18 protein-coding genes are annotated in these 16332 nt (G+C 72.0%); 11 read left to right on the plus strand and 7 right to left on the minus strand.

All coding sequences use genetic code 11. The annotated features are described in order from the left end of the window. Positions 1-9: 9 nt before the first annotated feature. A complete protein-coding gene (locus E3328_RS09780) occupies positions 10-783 on the minus strand; it encodes a methionyl-tRNA formyltransferase (RefSeq protein WP_135364378.1) in 774 nt (257 codons plus the stop codon). Positions 784-857: 74 nt separating this feature from the next. Here E3328_RS09780 and E3328_RS09785 point away from each other — a divergent pair, with 74 nt between their 5' ends. From E3328_RS09785 to E3328_RS09795, 3 genes are all read left to right on the plus strand, one after another. Continuing rightward, positions 858-1469 (plus strand): hypothetical protein, encoded by a 612-nt coding sequence (locus E3328_RS09785; RefSeq protein WP_135364379.1) that lies wholly within the window; start codon positions 858-860, stop codon positions 1467-1469. A gap of 133 nt (positions 1470-1602) precedes the next feature. Further along, positions 1603-2769, plus strand: a complete 1167-nt coding sequence (locus E3328_RS09790; protein ID WP_135364380.1) for a thiolase domain-containing protein — start codon at positions 1603-1605, stop codon at positions 2767-2769. Next, positions 2766-3152 carry a Zn-ribbon domain-containing OB-fold protein gene (locus tag E3328_RS09795; protein ID WP_135364381.1) on the plus strand — a complete coding sequence of 129 codons (387 nt, stop codon included), beginning with the start codon at positions 2766-2768 and terminating at the stop codon, positions 3150-3152. The genes E3328_RS09790 and E3328_RS09795 overlap by 4 nt, the downstream gene beginning before the upstream one ends. Before the next feature lie 34 nt (positions 3153-3186). Here the strand turns inward: E3328_RS09795 and E3328_RS09800 are convergent, their stop codons facing one another. Then, the gene (locus tag E3328_RS09800; protein WP_135364382.1) at positions 3187-3993 is read right to left on the minus strand and encodes an HpcH/HpaI aldolase family protein; all 807 of its coding nucleotides are present in this window, start codon (positions 3991-3993) and stop codon (positions 3187-3189) included. Positions 3994-4173: 180 nt separating this feature from the next. On the opposite strand from E3328_RS09800, the gene E3328_RS09805 reads away from it, so the two are divergent. Further along, entirely contained in the window at positions 4174-4476 is a 303-nt protein-coding gene (locus tag E3328_RS09805) for a DUF8011 family protein (protein ID WP_135364383.1), read from the plus strand. A 90-nt stretch (positions 4477-4566) separates the two neighbouring features. Beyond that, positions 4567-5133 carry a thioredoxin family protein gene (locus tag E3328_RS09810; protein WP_135364384.1) on the plus strand — a complete coding sequence of 189 codons (567 nt, stop codon included), beginning with the start codon at positions 4567-4569 and terminating at the stop codon, positions 5131-5133. A gap of 24 nt (positions 5134-5157) precedes the next feature. Here E3328_RS09810 and E3328_RS09815 read toward each other — a convergent pair whose 3' ends face one another. Together E3328_RS09815 and gfo6 are read right to left on the minus strand one after the other, a co-directional pair. Beyond that, complete coding sequence (locus E3328_RS09815) at positions 5158-6354, minus strand: sialidase family protein (protein ID WP_135364385.1); 1197 nt, start codon at positions 6352-6354, stop codon at positions 5158-5160. A gap of 77 nt (positions 6355-6431) precedes the next feature. After that, on the minus strand, positions 6432-7502 hold the full coding sequence (gfo6, locus tag E3328_RS09820; protein WP_135364386.1) for a D-xylose 1-dehydrogenase Gfo6: 1071 nt from the start codon (positions 7500-7502) through the stop codon (positions 6432-6434). Positions 7503-7628: 126 nt separating this feature from the next. On the opposite strand from gfo6, the gene mvaD reads away from it, so the two are divergent. Then, positions 7629-8609, plus strand: coding sequence for a phosphomevalonate decarboxylase MvaD (mvaD, locus tag E3328_RS09825; RefSeq protein WP_135364387.1), 981 nt, complete (start codon positions 7629-7631; stop codon positions 8607-8609). A gap of 6 nt (positions 8610-8615) precedes the next feature. Here mvaD and E3328_RS09830 read toward each other — a convergent pair whose 3' ends face one another. Further along, on the minus strand, positions 8616-9563 hold the full coding sequence (locus E3328_RS09830; RefSeq protein ID WP_135364388.1) for a universal stress protein: 948 nt from the start codon (positions 9561-9563) through the stop codon (positions 8616-8618). Between the two features lie 90 nt (positions 9564-9653). After that, complete coding sequence (locus E3328_RS09835; protein ID WP_135364389.1) at positions 9654-10082, minus strand: hypothetical protein; 429 nt, start codon at positions 10080-10082, stop codon at positions 9654-9656. An 88-nt stretch (positions 10083-10170) separates the two neighbouring features. Here E3328_RS09835 and E3328_RS09840 point away from each other — a divergent pair, with 88 nt between their 5' ends. Continuing rightward, positions 10171-11055 carry a winged helix-turn-helix domain-containing protein gene (locus tag E3328_RS09840; protein WP_135364390.1) on the plus strand — a complete coding sequence of 295 codons (885 nt, stop codon included), beginning with the start codon at positions 10171-10173 and terminating at the stop codon, positions 11053-11055. 233 nt (positions 11056-11288) lie between these two features. On the opposite strand, the gene E3328_RS09845 is transcribed toward E3328_RS09840, so the two are convergent. Beyond that, positions 11289-12383, minus strand: a complete 1095-nt coding sequence (locus E3328_RS09845; RefSeq protein WP_135364391.1) for a lysylphosphatidylglycerol synthase transmembrane domain-containing protein — start codon at positions 12381-12383, stop codon at positions 11289-11291. A gap of 143 nt (positions 12384-12526) precedes the next feature. Between E3328_RS09845 and E3328_RS09850 the strand changes: the two genes are divergently transcribed. The 4 genes from E3328_RS09850 to E3328_RS09865 all read left to right on the plus strand — a co-directional run bounded on the left by E3328_RS09850 (position 12527) and on the right by E3328_RS09865 (position 16286). Beyond that, positions 12527-13075 (plus strand): GMP synthase subunit A, encoded by a 549-nt coding sequence (locus E3328_RS09850; RefSeq protein WP_135364392.1) that lies wholly within the window; start codon positions 12527-12529, stop codon positions 13073-13075. Between the two features lie 200 nt (positions 13076-13275). Further along, positions 13276-15150, plus strand: coding sequence for a DUF2070 family protein (locus E3328_RS09855; protein ID WP_135364393.1), 1875 nt, complete (start codon positions 13276-13278; stop codon positions 15148-15150). 64 nt (positions 15151-15214) lie between these two features. After that, positions 15215-15736 (plus strand): hypothetical protein, encoded by a 522-nt coding sequence (locus tag E3328_RS09860; protein WP_135364394.1) that lies wholly within the window; start codon positions 15215-15217, stop codon positions 15734-15736. Positions 15737-15815: 79 nt separating this feature from the next. Further along, positions 15816-16286, plus strand: a complete 471-nt coding sequence (locus E3328_RS09865) for a hypothetical protein (protein WP_135364395.1) — start codon at positions 15816-15818, stop codon at positions 16284-16286. The last annotated feature ends 46 nt before the right edge of the window (positions 16287-16332 follow it).

Below are 16332 nucleotides of genomic sequence, written 5' to 3' on the forward strand. Positions count from 1 at the left end.
CGGCGACGCTCACAGGAAAGCGTTGCCCCGCCGGCGGAACTCGCGGCGTTCGGCGGGCGTCGGGAGGGTGTGGTAGTCCTCGGGGCCGGTGGGGTTCGGGCGCGTCTCGAACGCGGGGTAGCGGTCGAGGAGGGAGACCGCCAGCGGCCCGCCGGTCTCCGCGATCTTCAGCGACAGGTCGTGCATCGAGTCGCCGTCGGCGATCGGGAACGAGCGCTGTTCGATTATGGGGCCGGCGTCGAACTCGTCGGTCATCAGGTGGGCGGTGACGCCGGACTCGTCGTCGCCGTAGTACAGCGGCCAGAACGCCGTCGCGCGTCCGCGGTAGTTCGGGAGCAGCGACCCGTGGACGTTGACGGCGTAGTCGGGCACGTCGAGGACCGCCCGGGGCAACCGCTGTCCGCAGATAATCGAGAGCGCCACGTCCGGGTCGACCCCGCGATACCAGTCGAGAAACTCCCCGTCGGCGGTGTCGGGGACGCGCCGGACCGGGACGCCGTGGTCGCGGGCGAGCGAGGCGACGCCGTGGTAGCGGCCGGTCGCGGCCCGCTGGAGCCCCGGCGGGAGCGCGTCGAAGACCGCCCCGCGGGCGAAGCGCAGGCCCATCCGCGGGAAGGCGCCCGGGCCGAGGGCTCGCATGTAGTCCCGCACCTGCTCGTGTCGCGGCTTCCGGGGCGGGGCGACGACGATCGCGGCGATCGAGTCGGCGTGGGAGCGGACCACCGGCCGGAGGTACCGCGGGAGGTACAGCGGCTCCGCCGAGGTGAACAGGACGACGCGCACGGCGGTACGAGGGCGGCCGCCGACATAGCTGTCACGCCACAAGACATATGCCGGACTGTCGAGCGATAGCAGGTATGACACGTTCGACCGTCCGCGCCCTCCTGCTGACGGCGGTCGGGCTGCTGGCGGTCCCGGTCGTCGCCGCCTGGAACCGGGTCGTCACCGCCCGCGAGCCGGTTCCCCCCGCCGGGTCGTCCCCGACCGCGAGCGGACCGGCGACCGACACCTCGGCGGCCGACCACTCGACCGACGCCCCGGCGGTGACCGAACACGAGCGGTCCTGGCCCGACTACCTCCGCGGGTTCGACGCCCACCACAGCCCCGAAGGGTCGGCCGACGCCGGTCCCGACGAGGGGTCGCTGTTCCGCGGCGTCCGGCTGTGGGTCGAGTCGGACTTCCTGCGGGGGTACACCCTCGGCGACGACGTGTACGTCGTCCCGCGGGCCCCGACCGTCGTCCGGGTCCACCAGGCGGGCCACACTCCCGAGTTCGGCGCCGCCTTCGACCCGCTGGCGGCCGACTATCGCGGCGACGGCGGGCTCCCCGACGAACCGCTACACACCGCCGACGTGATGCTCCCCGGAAAGTTCCCCCACACGTTCCTCCGCCTGCGCGACCCGCGGGGACTCCGGGGGGCGTACCGGGCCTGGCTCCACGACGGACACCTCGAACGGGTCGCCGACTGACGGGCGAGCGGAACCGCCAGCCGCGGACGCGTCGTCACACGGCCGCACGGACCGCCGGAGTACGACATGATCGTGCGTCCGGTTTACACGTGAACGCGCGTCTTTTACCGCCTGGAGTCCCTACGGGTAGTCGATGAGCCACCCACGCGTCACCGGCGTCGGGTTGACCGACTTCGGGGAGCACTCCGAGCGGACGGGCCGGGACCTGTTCGCGGAGGCCGGCCTGGCGGCGCTCGACGACTCGGGGGTCGACCCCGGCGACGTCGAGGCGCTATTTTATGGTAACTTCATGGGCGAACTCGCCGAACACCAGGGCCACCAGGCCCCGCTGATGGCCGAGGCCGTCGGCCTCGACGTGCCGGCGACACGCTACGAGGCCGCCTGCGCCTCCAGCGGCGCGGCGGTCCGCGAGGCGGTCAGACACCTCCGCAGCGGCGAGGCGGACGTGATCCTCGTCGGGGGGAGCGAGCGCATGACGAACATCGGCACCGCCGGCGCGACGGACGCCCTCTCGATCGCCGCCGACGACCTCTACGAGATCCGCGCCGGGATGACCTTCCCCGGCGCCTACGCGCTGATGGCCCGGGCGTACTTCCGGGAGTTCGGCGGCGCCCGCGAGGACCTCGCCCACGTCGCCGTCAAGAACCACGACCACGCACTCCCGAACGAACACGCTCAGCTCCGCAAGGAGATCAGCGTCGAGGACGCCCTGGAGGCCCCGATGGTCGCCGACCCGCTGGGGCTGTACGACGCCTGCCCGATCACCGACGGCGCCAGCGCCGCCGTCCTGACCAGCGCCGAGTACGCCGCGGAACACGACCTCGACGCCACGGTCGCCGTCACCGGGACCGGCCAGGGCGGCGACAACCTCGCGCTGCACGACCGGGAGAACCTCGCCCGGTCGCCCGCGGCCGCGAAGGCCGCCGACGAGGCCTACGAGGACGCCGGCCTCGGCCCGGCGGACGTGGACATCGCCGAGGTCCACGACTGTTTCACCATCGCCGAGGTGCTCGCTATCGAGTCGCTGGGCCTGTACGACCCCGGCGAGGGCATCGCCGCGGCCCGCGAGGGCGAGACCCACGCGACCGGCGAGACGCCCGTCAACCTCTCGGGCGGGCTGAAGGCCAAGGGCCACCCCGTCGGCGCGACCGGCGTCGCGCAGGTCGTCTCGCTGGCGAGGGTCCTGGAGGGCGACTCCGCCTGGGCCGACGACGTGGGCGACGCCCGCGTCGGCGTCGCGCACAACGCGGGCGGCACCGTCGCGAGCGCGACCGTCCACGTCCTGGAGGTGGTAGAATGAGCGACAAAGCCAGGGACGGCGCGTTCGACGACTGGCTCGACAGCGTCGAGGACGGCGAGGGGTACTACGTCGAGTGCGAGAACGGCCACGGCTGGCTCCCGCCGCGGCGGGTCTGCCCCGACTGCGGGAGCCGCGAGCTCTCGGAGACGCCGCTGCCCGACGCCGGCGAGGTGGCGACCTACACCGAGGTGTCGGTCGCGACGCCGCAGTTCAGCGCCGACACCCCCTACGTCACCGCCATCGTCGACTACGGCCCCGTCCGCGTGACCGGCCTGCTCCGCGGCGTCGACCCCGACGAGGTCGAGGTGGGGATGCCCGTCGGGGTCGGCGTGGGCGAGCGCGAGACCACCGGCGACCGCGCGGTCGTCTTCCGTCCGCGGTAGCCGCGACGGCCGCGCTCGTGGGACGGCCGAGGGTCTACTCCGGGTCCGCCGACCGCGGCCCGTCGAACCCGCCGAGCCACCCGTCGACCGCCGACTTCACGGCGCCGGTCGTGCTCCCGACGTGGAGCATCTGGTAGCCCTCCTCGGCCTTCTCGTTCACGTCGTCCATCCCGAAACCCAGTCCGCCCAGCGCCACGTCCGACTCGACCGCCGTCGAGCGGATCCGCTCGATGCCCTCCTCGACCTCCGGGTGGTCGAGTTCGCCGGGGTGGCCCAGCGAGACGGACAGGTCGAGCGGGCCGGCGAAGACGAAGTCCAGTTCCGGCACGGCGACGATGTCGTCGATGGCGTCGACGGCCTCGCTGTTCTCGACGGTCACGCCGAAGAAGACCTCCTCGTCCTCGGTGGCGACGTAGTCGTCGGCCAGCCCCCAGCGCCGCGCCCGGGGGTTGGCCATGCCGCGGTCGCCCGGTTCGCCGTCGTACTCGAACCGGGTCGCCCGCGCGGCGCGCTCGACCTCCTCGACGCCGCTGACCCGCGAGAGGAAGACGTTCCGGACGCCCGCGTCCAGCACCTTCCGGACCAGCGCGGGCTCGGTCGTCGGCACGCGCGCGAGGACCTCGGTTCCCGTCCCCTCGGCGGCCCGCAGCAGGTCCTCCATCGCGGTCGCGTCCCACGGGCTGGGGCCGCCGTGTTCGAAGTCGAGCCAGACGAAGTCGACGCCGAGTTCGCCGTAGAACTCGACGAGCGTCGGGCTGTACGTGTTGTCGAGGACGCCCAGCGCGACCTCGCCGGCCTCGATGCGGTCCCTGACTGCGTTCCCGCGGTGGTCGTCGACCATGCGTCCGAGTCGGCCGGCGCGGCCGTAAGCGTGGTGCCGGCGACAGCCACGGGGAGAGCCGGTCACCGGTCTCCCCGAATCTCAGGTCGGCGGCGGGCCCGTCCGTCACTGCGGACGGGCGGTGAGCGGACGACCCGCGCCGATACACCCTTTTGTATTGCCAGGATGATAGGCCGATCTATGCCCTCCAGGGTCGAGGAGGTCGTCTTCAGTGAGCCCCCCGGACGCGTTCACGCACTCGTGATGTTCTCCGGCGCGCTGGCCATGCTGAGTATCTACGTCTACTACGACCTCCTGCTCGGCGGGAGCTCCGCCAGTTCGCTCGTGATGGCGGTGGGGTTCGCCCTCTCCGGGGTCGCCGAGGGCCTCCCGGCCGAGCGCCGGCGGCTGGCGGGCGGACTGCGTATCGCCGCGATCCTCTGGTTGACCGGGCTTCTCGCGCTCCTCGTCCTCGCTCCCGAGGCCGTCCTCGGGTCGCAGTAGGTTCTCCCGGTCGCCGTGGCGAGGAACCGTGCACCGTCGGTTTCCCACACCCAAAGCCACTTTCTCCGGGCGTCCGTACCCATCTCTGTCATGGTCGCACTCGACTCCGAGGAGGACGCGCTCGACCGCGGCGACGCCGCACCGGACTTCGAACTGCCCGGCGTCGACGGGGAGACCCACACGCTCGACGACTTCGCCGACAGCGACGCCCTGCTGGTGGTGTTCACCTGCAACCACTGCCCGTACGCCCGGGCGAAGTTCGACGAGCTGAACGCCCTGGCCGACGAGTACGACGACGCGGCCGTCGTCGGGATCAACCCCAACGACGCCGAGGAGTACCCGGAGGACTCCTTCGAGAAGATGGTCGAGTACGTCGAGAGCGGGAACGTCCAGTACGACGCCTACCTGCGCGACGAGAGCCAGGAAGTCGCGGCGGAGTACGGCGCGGCCTGCACGCCGGACCCGTTCCTGTTCGCCCGCGAGGACGGCGAGTTCCGCCTGGCGTACCACGGCCGGCTGGACGACGCGCTGAACCCCGACGACGAGCCCACCGAGCGGGAGATGAAACAGCTCATCGACCGCGTGCTCGCCGGCGAGGCGATCGACGACGAGTTCAAACCGAGTCGGGGCTGCTCGATCAAGTGGAGAGACGAGTAGGGAGTCGGAACCGCGGTTCCGTCCTCAATCGAGGCCCAGCGACGCGGACGCGTAGCGGATCTCGCAGCGACCGTCGGCGACGTGCGTCGAGGTCATCTGGAGTAGCTCCTCCCCGCCGGCGACGGGGACCAGGGGCGTCGTCCAGCCGACGGTCCCGTGGCCCGTGTCGAACTCGTCGGCGAACGCCAGCGGCGCCTCGACGGGACTCCAGTCGGCGAACTCCGCGAAGTCGGCCGTCGCCAGGAGTGTCCGCCCACTTCCGGGGGCCTGCTCGCCGTCGTCGGTCCGGAGCGTCTTCGCCGACGCCACGACCGTTCCGTCGGACCCGCCGGCGGGCGTCCACGTCACGTACGGCCCGTTCGTGAGTCGGTGACCCTCGGCGGTGCGGACGGGTGACCCGAGGTCCGCCGGGTCGCCCCAGTCGCGCCCGTCGGGCGAGGTCTTCACGAAGATGGCCCCCTCGTGGGTCGGCCCGACGACCTCGAAAGTCAACACGTAGCGGCCGTCCGGGAGTCGCGCCACGACGGGCATCCCCGGCCGGTCTGCGCCGTTGGGGACGGCCGCGTCGAACACCTCCTCGTCCCAGGTCTGCCCGCCGTCGACCGAGCGCCGGTGGCCGACGAGCTGGTCGTAGCCCCCCTCGCGGTGGCGCTCGTCGGCGAAGTAACAGACCAGGTCGCCGCCGGCGTCGAGCGCGAGTTCTGGTTCCCAGACCGGCGTCTCGTCGGCCTGCGGGACCGCGCGCCCGCCCTCGGCGACCGCGCTGACGTGCGACCACGAACGGCCGCCGTCCTCGCTGGCGTACACGTCGATGCTCGTCCGCGAGCGGTCGTCGGGGATCGAGTTGCCCGCGGCCAGTATCGTCCCCGCGTCCCAGGGACCGACCGATTGCGGGAGTTCGAACAGCACGGGCTGGTAGCGCAGCCCCCAGCCGTTTTGGGTGTCGCGGATCGCCGAGAACGGCTCCCACGTCTCCCCGCCGTCGGTGCTTCGGTAGACCGGGAAGTACGGCCGGTCGTCCGGGACCGACCCGTCGTACTCGTCGGCGAACGGGTCGGTGCAGTCGGGATCGGCGCTCGCGTAGTGTTCGAACGTCGCCAGCAGCGTCTCGCCGCTAGCGCCGTCGTGGTCCAGCCGCTCGACACGGGGGTACATCGCGCCCGCGGCCGGCGCGTCGTCGGGCGGCGCGTACAGTACGTCCCCGTCGTGTGATCGGGTCATACCGGCCCGTCCGCGGCCGGCCACTAAGCTCCGGGTGGTCCGGAGCTGAAAGCTGCAGGGCTCCCGTTCCGCCTCGCTCACAGGTCGAGTTCGACGCGCTGGCCGCTCTCGGCGGATTCGTAGAGGGCTTCGATAGCGCGCATGTCGACCATGCCGTGTTCGCCGTCGGGTTCGGGGTCGAGCCCGCGCTGGAGGTAGTTGGCGAAGTAGTCACACTCCTCGCGCATCTGGTCGACCGGCTCCGGCCGGTACTCGCCCTCGATGTCCGGACCGGACACGCGGAGCACCTTCCGGGTGTTCGGGAAGAACAGCCCCTCGATGGTCAGTTCGCCCTCGGTGCCGACGAACCGGAGGCTCGACGTGACGGTGGCGCTGTGGGAGACCGTACACGAGGCGAGCTTGCCGTCTGGGAACTCGAGCTGAAAGGCCCCGTGCTCGTCGGTGCCCTCGTAGGCCGGCTGTTCGGACTCCGTCCGGGCGTACACCGCCTGGGGGTCCTCCTCCAGGATGAACCGGATCGTGTTCAGCGGGTAGATCCCGATGTCGTTGAGCGTCGTCCCGCCGGAAAGATCGGGGTCGAACCGCCAGCTCGTCTCGTCGACGGCGTCGAGGATCGTGTCCGACATGTGCCCGACGATGGAGACCACGTCGCCGATGGCGCCCGCCCGGATCAGTTCCCGGGCGCGACGAGCGGTCGGTTCGGTCTGCAGGCGGTAGGCGACCATCAGCGGCACGTCCGCCTCGCGACAGGCGTCGACGGCCGCACGGGCGTCCTCGACGGTCGCCTCCAGGGGCTTCTCGCAGAGGACCGCCTTGTCGTGTGCGGCCGCGGCCGCCACGTTGTCGCGGTGGAGCCCGTTCGGCGTACAGATGTACACCGCGTCGTAGGCGTCGGTGGCCGCGCCGTCGGCCCACTCCTCGTAGGTGAGCGTCGCCTCGATCCCCTCCACGTCGGCCGCGACGTCCTCGGCCTTCTCCGTGCTGGAACTGACCAGGACCGTCGTCGTGCAGTGGTCGGCGCTCTCGACGGCGGGGATCGTTTGCTCGCGCGTCCACCACCCGAGCCCGACCATGGCGAACCGGATCGGGTCGGCGTCGGTCGGCTCCTCCCAGTCGCGGGCACTGAAGCTGTCGAGGTCGACTCCCATGCGCGAGGACTCGCTGCCCACCACAGATAATCTTCACGCAACCACTGCGACGCTCGCGCGAACAACAGTGCGCCCCAGACGGACCGGAGCCACAACAGCAAAGTGCGGACCCGCGGATCCCCGGGTATGAAGGCGACCGCGAAGGCCCACCCGATCCAGGGGCTGGTCAAGTACCACGGGATGCGCGACGAACAGCTGCGACACCCGTACCACGACTCCATCAGCCTCTGCACCGCGCCGAGCCACACGAAGACGACCGCCGAGTTCGACCCCGCGCTCGACGGAGACGAGTACGTCGTCGACGGCGACCCCGTCGAGGGGAAGGGCGCCGACCGCATCCGCACCGTCGTCGACGAGGTCCGCGACCGGGCCGGTATCGACCACCGCGTCCGCTTCGTCTCGGAGAACTCCTTCCCGACGAACATCGGCTTCGGCTCCTCGGCCTCCGGGTTCGCCGCGGCCGCGATGGCCCTCTCGGAGGCCGCGGGGCTGGACCTGACTCGACCGGAGGTCTCCGCCATCGCCCGCCGTGGCTCGGCCTCGGCCGCCCGCGCGGTCACGGGCGCCTACTCGCACCTGCGCACCGGCGCCGACGACGAGGACTGCCGCTCGGAGCGCATCGACGTGGCCGACGAACTGGAGGAGGAGGTCCGCGTCGTCGCCGGGATGGTCCCCAGCTACAAGGAGACCGACTCCGCCCACGCCGAGGCCGCCGAGAGCCACATGTTCGAGGGCCGGATGGCCCACATCCACGGCCAGATCGCGAAGATGCGGAGCGAACTCCGCGACGGCGACTTCCACGACGCCTTCGAGCGCGCGGAGCACGACTCGCTGTCGCTCGCGGCGACGACGATGACCGGCCCCTCCGGGTGGGTGTACTGGCAGCCCCGCACCATCGAGATCTTCAATACGGTCCGCGAGCTGCGCGCCGAGGAGGATCTGCCGGTCTACTTCTCGGTCGACACCGGCGCGAGCGTCTACGTCAACACCACGGCCGAACACGTCGGCCGCGTCGAGGAGGCCGTCGCCGGCTGCGGCGTCGACACCCGCGTCTGGGAGGTCGGCGGCCCCGCCGCGATCCTCGACGAGAGCGAAGCGCTGTTCTGAGCGGACTCACTCCCCGTCGTCTTCGGGCCGCACGGACAGCACGGGGACGGCGACGTTGCGGATCAGCCGCTCGGTCGTGCTTCCCAGCAGCACCCGGTCGAGGCCGGAGTGGCCGTGGGTCCCCATCGCCACGAAGTCGATCCCCGCGTCGTCGACGTAGTCGACCAGCATCGACCCGGGCGACCCCTCCCCGACCTCGGTGACGGCGTCGACGCCCGCCTCGCGGGCGCGCTCGGCGACGCGTTCCGTCGCCTCCTCGCCGTTCTCGATCATGGGTTCCAGCAGGTCGCCGCCGGCCGCGGCCGTCGCCCCCGCTCCGCCGGCGCCGGCCGCGACGCCCGCGCCGCCCGCGACCGCGCTCACGTCGACGACGTGGACCGCGTGGACGGTGGCGTCGAAGGCGTCGGCGACGGCGATCCCGTGGTCGACCGCCGCCTCGGCCGCGTCGCTGCCGTCCGTGGGCACCAGCACGTCGTCGTAATCGAGAGCGGGGTCGCCACCGGCCGCCGCGTCGCCGGTCGCGGACTCGCCTCCGGTCTCCCTGACCGTGACGACCGGGACCGGCGACTCGCGGACCACCTGCGCGCTCGTACTGCCCGTGAGCACGCGGTCGACCGCCGAGCGCCCGTGGGTCCCGAGGACGACGAGGTCGTTGTCGGCCGCCCGGTCGAGGATGGTCTCCGCCGGGTCGCCCTCGACGACGGCTGTCTCCACCGCCCGGTCGGTGGCCCGCTCGGCCACGGAGTCGACGGACCGCCGCGCTTCGGTCTCCAGGCGGTCGCGGTACTCCTCGTCGACGCCGCCGGCGTCGAACGGCCCCGCGGCCTCGTCGAGGTCGACGACGCCGAGTACCTCTACGGACGCGTCGAGCGCTGCGGCCAGCGCGAGCGCGTGGTCGGCGGCCCGGTCGGCCGTCGGACTCCCGTCGGTGGGCGCGAGGATCGACTCGTACATACGCCCGGTTGGATCGCCGGCCGTTTCAAAGACAGGCCGGCGACCCCCTGCAGACCCTCGACGAACCGAGACACATCGGGGAGCGGGGCCTCAGAGCGCCCCGTGGCCGTCGAGACTGCTCGTCAGTTGGTCGCGGGTCTCCAGGCCCGTGTCGAACCGCTGGAGTATCTGCGACTGGTGGTCCGGGCAGGCGGTGACGACGACCATCCCGTCGTCGACGGCGACCATCGGGTGGGTCGTGTCGTAGCGGGCGTTCCGGCAGGCGGGGCAGGCCACGCCGCCGGCCGGATAGTGGTCGAGCACGCGGGCGGCGTCCTCGCTGGTCAGGCCGCAGATCGTCGAGAAGCGGTCGAGGTGCGTCTCGCAGCTCCGGACCGGGATCGTGAGGTGGTCGAGCAGCAGGAAGGAGACGGTCCGGTCGCTCTCGTCGTCGATCACCGACTGGCAGGCGTCGCAGCCGACGGCGGGCCGGTCGCCGCGTCCGCCCGGTCCCGACCGCGGGCGCTCCTCGTCGGGCATCGATCCGACGTGAGAGGTCCAGACGGGTAAGTGGTCGGGTGCCGGAACGGCCCCAACCTATTTCGCGGTGACTCGGGAAGGACCCGATATGCCGGACGACGACCCGGACCCGTCGGCCGACGCCGCGCCGGAGGACGCCTTCGCGCTGGTCGGCAACGAGACGCGCGCGGCGATCCTCCGCGCGCTCGGCGAGCGGCCCCACGAGGGGATCGCCTTCTCCGAGCTACGCGAGCGCGTCGACCCGGGGATGGACAGCGGGCAGTTCAACTACCACCTCTCGCAGCTGGTCGGCGAGTTCGTCGACCGCGGCGAGGACGGTTACACCCTCCGCTCGGAGGGACTCGCCCTCTACCGCCTCGTCCGCGCGGGGAGCGTCAACCGCCGGGTCTCCCTCGACGCGTTCGAGATCGGACTCGACTGCTACTTCTGCGGGGCCCCGGTCGAGGGGTACTACGACGAGGGCACGTTCGAGCTTCGCTGTCCGGACTGCGACCACCTCTACTCGCACACGCAGGTGCCCCCCAGCGCCGTCGAGACGGGCGACAGACGCGACGTGCTCGAACGCGTCGACCAGTACAACCGCCACGAGATGCTCGCCTACGCCCGCGGCGTCTGCCCGACCTGCGTCAACCCCCTGGAGACCGAGTTCGTCCCCGGCGAGGCCGTCTGGAGCGAGGGCAGCGACCGGTTCGACGCCTTCGTCGGCACCGACTGCGACAACTGCGGCGCCAGCCAGTACATGTCGGTCGGCCTCGCGCTCCTCTATCACCCCGCCGTCGTCTCCTTCTTCCACGACCACGGCGTCGACGTGACGAGCCGTCCCCACTGGGAGTTCGAGTGGGCGATGACCGACCGCCACCTCACCGTCCGCTCGACCGACCCCTGGACCGTCGAACTCGCGATCCCCTGCGAGGGCGAGACCCTCGAACTCGTCGTCGACGAGGAGCTGTCCGTCGAGGCGACCCGCGTCTGAACGGCTCGGACCGTCTCGGACCGCCCCTGCGGGACGGACTGGTACTGCTCAGTTCAGACCATCTTTTTGCCGGCGGGGTTTCCTCGGTCGCTCCGCTCCCTGCGGGGAACCGCCGGCAAAAACAGGGGTGAAAAAGGCCACCTCCGCCGTCTCCGACGGCTCCGGTGGTCGAACCGCGCGCCACAGGCGCGCGGATGCCGACGGTAAGTACGCACGAAAGACCGAACAGCGCCTCACTCGCCGTCCGTCGCCGACTCCGCGGACGCTCCGTCGGGTTCCGGGGTCGGCGCGAGCGGGCTCGGCGGGTCGGCGAGGCGGACCGAGACCCAGGCCGCGGCGACCCCGCCCAGCAGGACGACGAACCAGTAGTTCGACAGCCGGTAGAGGAAGACGCCGGCCGTCGCCGCCGGCAGCTCCAGCCCGGCGAGCGCGACGACGACGGCGGCCAGCGCCACCTCGAACCCGCCGAGCCCGCCGGGGAGCGGCACGACGTTGACCAGGCTCAACACGGGGACGACGAAGACGACGAGCGCGTAGGGCACGGGCTCGCCGATCGCTCGGAAGCTCGTGTACATCGGCGCGAGAAAGAGCGCCCAGCCGGCCAGCGAGAAGACGGCCGCTCGCCCGACCGCCGCCCGGTCGGCGAGCGCCCGGTCGAACGCCGCGTAGTAGGTGCCGAAGGTCCCCCCGACGCGGTCGGCCGCCAGCGCGGAGCGCGCGCGGGCGGAGACTCGTCCCAGGGTCGCCCGGCCGACGCCGGCGGCCCGGAGGACGAGCCGCTCGACGAGCGCCCGGCGGGAGTTGACCACCAGCGCGGCGCCGCCGAGCGCGACGACGGCGACCGCGAAGCCGACGAGCAGCGCCGCGAACAGCGGCGTGACCGGCCCGTCGCTCCTCAGCAGGACGACCGCGAGGCCGGCGCCGGCGAGCCCCATCGACGCCGCGACGTTGACAAACTCAACGACCGTCGCCGCGGCCAGCGCCGCCTCGTAGGGCGTGTCGGTCTCGCGGCTGACCGCGTAGGAGACGAAGACCGGACCGCCGGAGTGGCCCATCGGGACCACCTGTTTCGCGAACTCGCCGCTCATGAACGCCGCGCGGTAGCGGGCGCCGCCCACGTCGTGGCCGACGCCCGCGAGCAGCCGCCCCAGCGCCTCGCTCCAGCAGTAGAAGGCGGCGACAACCGCGAGAAAGCCCGCCGCGTAGGTCGCCGGGTCGGCGCCCGCCAGTTCGGCGAGGACGCGCCGCGGCCCGACGACCCAGAGGAACCCGCCGACCGCGAGGAGCGCGACGGCGAAGCCGACGACGACCCGGAGGATGCGTCGCATCTACCGACCGGTCCCGGGGACCGGGCATAAGTGCGGTGACACGGTCGCGCGGCCCCAGGAGTGTCCCGTCGCGAGTGTCCCGCCGCTGGCGGGTTCTGCGCGTTCCGGACGCCTTTTACCGCCCGGTGGGCTACGGGGGCGTAATGACCCGCATCGACGTGATCGACAACCACGGCCAGTTCACCCACCTGGAGCAGCGCGCGCTCCGGGACATGGGCGTGGACGTTGAACTCGTGGACAACGAGACGCCACCGGCGGAGATCGACGCGGACGGGCTCGTCCTCTCGGGCGGCCCCTCGATCGACCGCATCGGCAACTGCCCCGACTACCTCGACCTCGATATCCCGGTCCTCGGTATCTGCCTGGGCCACCAGGTCATCGCCCGCGAACTCGGCGGCGAGGTCGGCGAGGGCGACTACGGCGGCTACGCCGACGTGACCGTCGACGTGCTCGACGACGCGGACCCCCTGATCGGCTCGCTCGCCCCGAGCACCCGCGTCTGGGCGAGCCACGCCGACGAGGTCGTCCGCGTCCCCGAGGGCTTCGCGCGCACCGCCGAGAGCGACGTCTGCGGCGTCGAGGCGATGAGCGACACCGACCGCGACCTGTACGGCGTCCAGTGGCACCCCGAGGTCGCCCACACCGAGCGCGGCGAGGAGGTCTTCGAGAACTTCCTCGACATCTGCGAGTAGTCGACCGCGGACGACCGACGCCGACCGCCGTCAGGTGACCGCGGACGGCCGCCCTCCTGCGGCGTGTTATTTCTCCGCACGACTGCGCGATTCCGACCGGAGATCTCGGAGTCTCGGCGCCCGAACCGACCGCTGACGGGCGTCTGACGGAACTCCCACGTTTGAAGTGATCGTACGGTCATTGGTGGACAAGGTTAGTCATGACGACCACCCAGGGCAACCTCGCGAGCCTCTCGCGGTTCGTCTTCCGCGCGCCCAGCTGGTACTCCAGCGTCGGCTTCGCCCTGCTCATCGCGGCGGTGGCCGGCGTGGCGGCCTTCGACTCCCGGTTCGTCTTCGAGGACGCCTGGGAGGGGCTGTTCTACATCGGTATCCCGACCGTCGCGGCGAGCGTGTTCACGCCGTACGTCGACCGCAAGCTCGGCGGCCAGCTCTCGCGCAACCAGGCGTCGCTACTGGCGCTTGCCTGCGAGCTCATCACCATCGGCGTGCTGACCGTCGCCGCGGTCGTCGCGGTGGCGACGCCGCTGGGTCAGGAGTTCGTCGTCGACGCCCTGCTGGTCGCGCTGGCGTCGATCTTCGCCCTGCGCCTCTTCATCATCATGGCCGTCTCCCGCCAGCGGCTGGTCGTCGCGTCGGCGGCCGCGAGCATCCAGACCGCCTCCGCCGCGCTCCTGCTGTTCGTCTACAGCGGGACGATGCGCTACATGGAGTTCGGCGGCGGTCCGGTCGCCCGCGCGTTCCTCTTCCGGCCCGACGAGGCGCCCCAGCGGATCGCCGAGATGCAGTACATCGACCCCGGGAAGTTCGGCCTGCTCGCGCTCATCTGTCTCGTCTATGCCGGCTGCGTCTGGCTCTTTCTCACCGTCATCGACCAGCCCTGGAAACGCAGCCTCGGCGTCTCCGTCCTCGATTTCGTCCGCGGGTTCATCGGCCACGTCGCCGAGGGGTCGCGCGAGCTGGAGACGTTCTTCGAGGACATCGGCGAGGACGCCATCGTCCCGGTGACCGTCCTCTCGGTGCGCCGGCCCGAGGGCGGCGAGAAGGCGCGGTTCGTCCTCCCGATGCTCCACCCCGGGCCGATGGGCGACATCGGCGGCGGCAACCTCCCCCGGCGGATCGCCGAGCAGGCCGACGGCCTCGCCTTCCCGCCCCACGCCACCGCCGGCCACGACTTCAACCTCGTCACCGAGCGGGAGGTCGACACCGTCATCGACACCGCCGAGACGGCCTACCAGCGCATCGAGTACGGCCCGACCGCCACCGAATCGGTCCGCGTCGAGTCCGGCGAGGCCACCCTGACCGGCCAGGCGTTCGGCGACGGCGCCTTCCTCGCGTCGACGTTCTCCCCCGAGTTCGCCGACGACGTGGAGTACGCCGTCGGCCTCTCGGCGGTCGCCGAGGCCCGCAGCGAGGACCTTGAGGAGGTGATGCTCGCCGACGCGCACAACTGCAACAACGGGCTGGCGGGCGAGGACCTGGGCCACGTCGTCCCCGGCAGCAAGCGCTCGTTCGACATGATCGACGGCGCCCGCGACGCCGGCGCCCGGCTCGCCGCCGCGACCCGCAAGCCCTTCCGCTGTGGCGTCGCCTGGGACGAGACCGACTGGGAGCCCGAGGAGGGCATCGGCCCGCTGGGCATCCGCGTCGCCGTCTTCGAGGTCGACGGCCAGCAGACCGCCTACGTGTTCGTGGACGGCAACAACATGGTCCCCGGCCTCCGCGAGCGGATCGTCGAGGCCGTCGACGCCGTCGACCGCGTCGAGGTGCTGACGACCGACACCCACGTCGTCAACACGATGGAGGCCGAGAACCAGGTCGGCGACGCCCTCCCCGAGTCCGAGATCGTCGCGGCCATCGAGGACCTCGTCGCGGCGGCGAAGGACGACCTCGAACCCGTCGAGGCGGGCATGGAGACCGAGAACGCCGAGGTGACCGTCTTCGGCAACGACCGCACGGAGATGCTCGCCTCGACGGCCAACGCCGCCGTCTCGATGGGCGCGCCGCTGGCCGGCGCCATCATCACCGCCGCCCTGTCGGTGTCGGCGCTGATCTTCCTCCTCGCGCGGCTCTGAAATCGCAACCTCGTGTTCTCGGGAGACCGAAACGCCGAACACGGAGTCCGCCGTAGCGCTCGCCGTGAGCCGCTCGCTGACAGACGTCGCTCCCGCCGTCCTCGTCCCGGCGGCGTGGGCGCTGACCCTCGCCGCCCACGTCTCGCCGGTCGTCTCCCGCCACGTCCTGCTCGTCGGGCTCTCGGTGATGACCGTCCTGCTCGGCGCGTTCGCCGTCGTCGCCCGCGACGAGATGACCGGGCCCGTGCTGGCCGTCTGGCAGGGGGTGATCGTCCTCGGCTTCGTCATCACGCTCGTCGGCGCCGTCGACCTGGCGGTCACGCCCGGCGCCGACCCGGTCCTCCCGGTGACGCTGTACGGCTGGATGGTGATCCCCGCGCTGGCCTACGTGGCGACCGCCGCCGAGATGGCGCCGCCGTTCAACCGGATCTACCTCGCCGGCGCCATCCTCGCGCTGGCCGGCACCGCCACCTACGGGCTGGCCGGCTCCGGCGTGGACGCCGCGGTGGGCATCGCCGCCGTCGGCCTCGGCCAGACCGCCGGCATCGTCACCGCGGTCTACCAGAACCCCGGGACCGGCGACTGAGCGCAGTGCCCGAGACGCCGGCCCGCTGGCCCAACCAGTTGGTCGGTCCCGTTTTGCCGGTCCGGGCCTCACCGCCGCCATGACGGTCGGAACGCTGACGGTCGACTGGCTGCCGGTCGGCCTGCTGGCCGGCGCGGCGGTCGGGCTGGTCGCGACGCTGGGGATGGACCTGCCGATGGGCCGCCTCCCGGAGGGACCCACCGCGCCGCGGGTGGCCGCCGGGACGCTCTCGGACGCGACCCTCGACTCGGCGCCCGACGGCGTCGCGACGGCCGCCCACTACGGCGCCGGCGTCGCGACCGGCGTCCTCTTCCTGTCGGGCGTGACCGCGGCCCGGTGGTTGCTGGACGGGATCGCCCCCGCGGTCGTCGCGGCGGCCGCGGCGCTGTTCGTCCTGATGAACTGGTTCTTCTCGTTCGTCGTCGTCCCCACCTACGGCCGGGTGCCCGACGAGCGGGTCGGCCCCGTGCGCCGCGACTGGGCGCTGTCGGCCGCCGCCTATCTCCTCGTCGCGAGTGCGCTCGTCGCCGTCGGACTCGCGGTCGCGTGACGGTGACAGTCCGGTTGACCCGCGAGCGGCCGCTACGCGGTCGGTG

Origin of the sequence: Halosimplex halophilum (genome assembly GCF_004698125.1) — an archaeon.
GTDB lineage: Archaea > Halobacteriota > Halobacteria > Halobacteriales > Haloarculaceae > Halosimplex > Halosimplex halophilum.

Bases quoted from the DNA above. Each gene is read 5' to 3' on its own strand.
- E3328_RS09785 (WP_135364379.1), top strand. From the start codon at position 858: ATGACACGTTCGACCGTCCGCGCCCTCCTGCTGACGGCGGTCGGGCTG.
- E3328_RS09790 (WP_135364380.1), top strand. From the start codon at position 1,603: ATGAGCCACCCACGCGTCACCGGCGTCGGGTTGACCGACTTCGGGGAG.
- E3328_RS09795 (WP_135364381.1), top strand. From the start codon at position 2,766: ATGAGCGACAAAGCCAGGGACGGCGCGTTCGACGACTGGCTCGACAGC.
- E3328_RS09800 (WP_135364382.1), bottom strand. From the start codon at position 3,993: ATGGTCGACGACCACCGCGGGAACGCAGTCAGGGACCGCATCGAGGCC.
- E3328_RS09805 (WP_135364383.1), top strand. From the start codon at position 4,174: ATGCCCTCCAGGGTCGAGGAGGTCGTCTTCAGTGAGCCCCCCGGACGC.
- E3328_RS09810 (WP_135364384.1), top strand. From the start codon at position 4,567: ATGGTCGCACTCGACTCCGAGGAGGACGCGCTCGACCGCGGCGACGCC.
- E3328_RS09815 (WP_135364385.1), bottom strand. From the start codon at position 6,354: ATGACCCGATCACACGACGGGGACGTACTGTACGCGCCGCCCGACGAC.
- gfo6 (WP_135364386.1), bottom strand. From the start codon at position 7,502: ATGGGAGTCGACCTCGACAGCTTCAGTGCCCGCGACTGGGAGGAGCCG.
- mvaD (WP_135364387.1), top strand. From the start codon at position 7,629: ATGAAGGCGACCGCGAAGGCCCACCCGATCCAGGGGCTGGTCAAGTAC.
- E3328_RS09830 (WP_135364388.1), bottom strand. From the start codon at position 9,563: ATGTACGAGTCGATCCTCGCGCCCACCGACGGGAGTCCGACGGCCGAC.
- E3328_RS09835 (WP_135364389.1), bottom strand. From the start codon at position 10,082: ATGCCCGACGAGGAGCGCCCGCGGTCGGGACCGGGCGGACGCGGCGAC.
- E3328_RS09840 (WP_135364390.1), top strand. From the start codon at position 10,171: ATGCCGGACGACGACCCGGACCCGTCGGCCGACGCCGCGCCGGAGGAC.
- E3328_RS09845 (WP_135364391.1), bottom strand. From the start codon at position 12,383: ATGCGACGCATCCTCCGGGTCGTCGTCGGCTTCGCCGTCGCGCTCCTC.
- E3328_RS09850 (WP_135364392.1), top strand. From the start codon at position 12,527: ATGACCCGCATCGACGTGATCGACAACCACGGCCAGTTCACCCACCTG.
- E3328_RS09855 (WP_135364393.1), top strand. From the start codon at position 13,276: ATGACGACCACCCAGGGCAACCTCGCGAGCCTCTCGCGGTTCGTCTTC.
- E3328_RS09865 (WP_135364395.1), top strand. From the start codon at position 15,816: ATGACGGTCGGAACGCTGACGGTCGACTGGCTGCCGGTCGGCCTGCTG.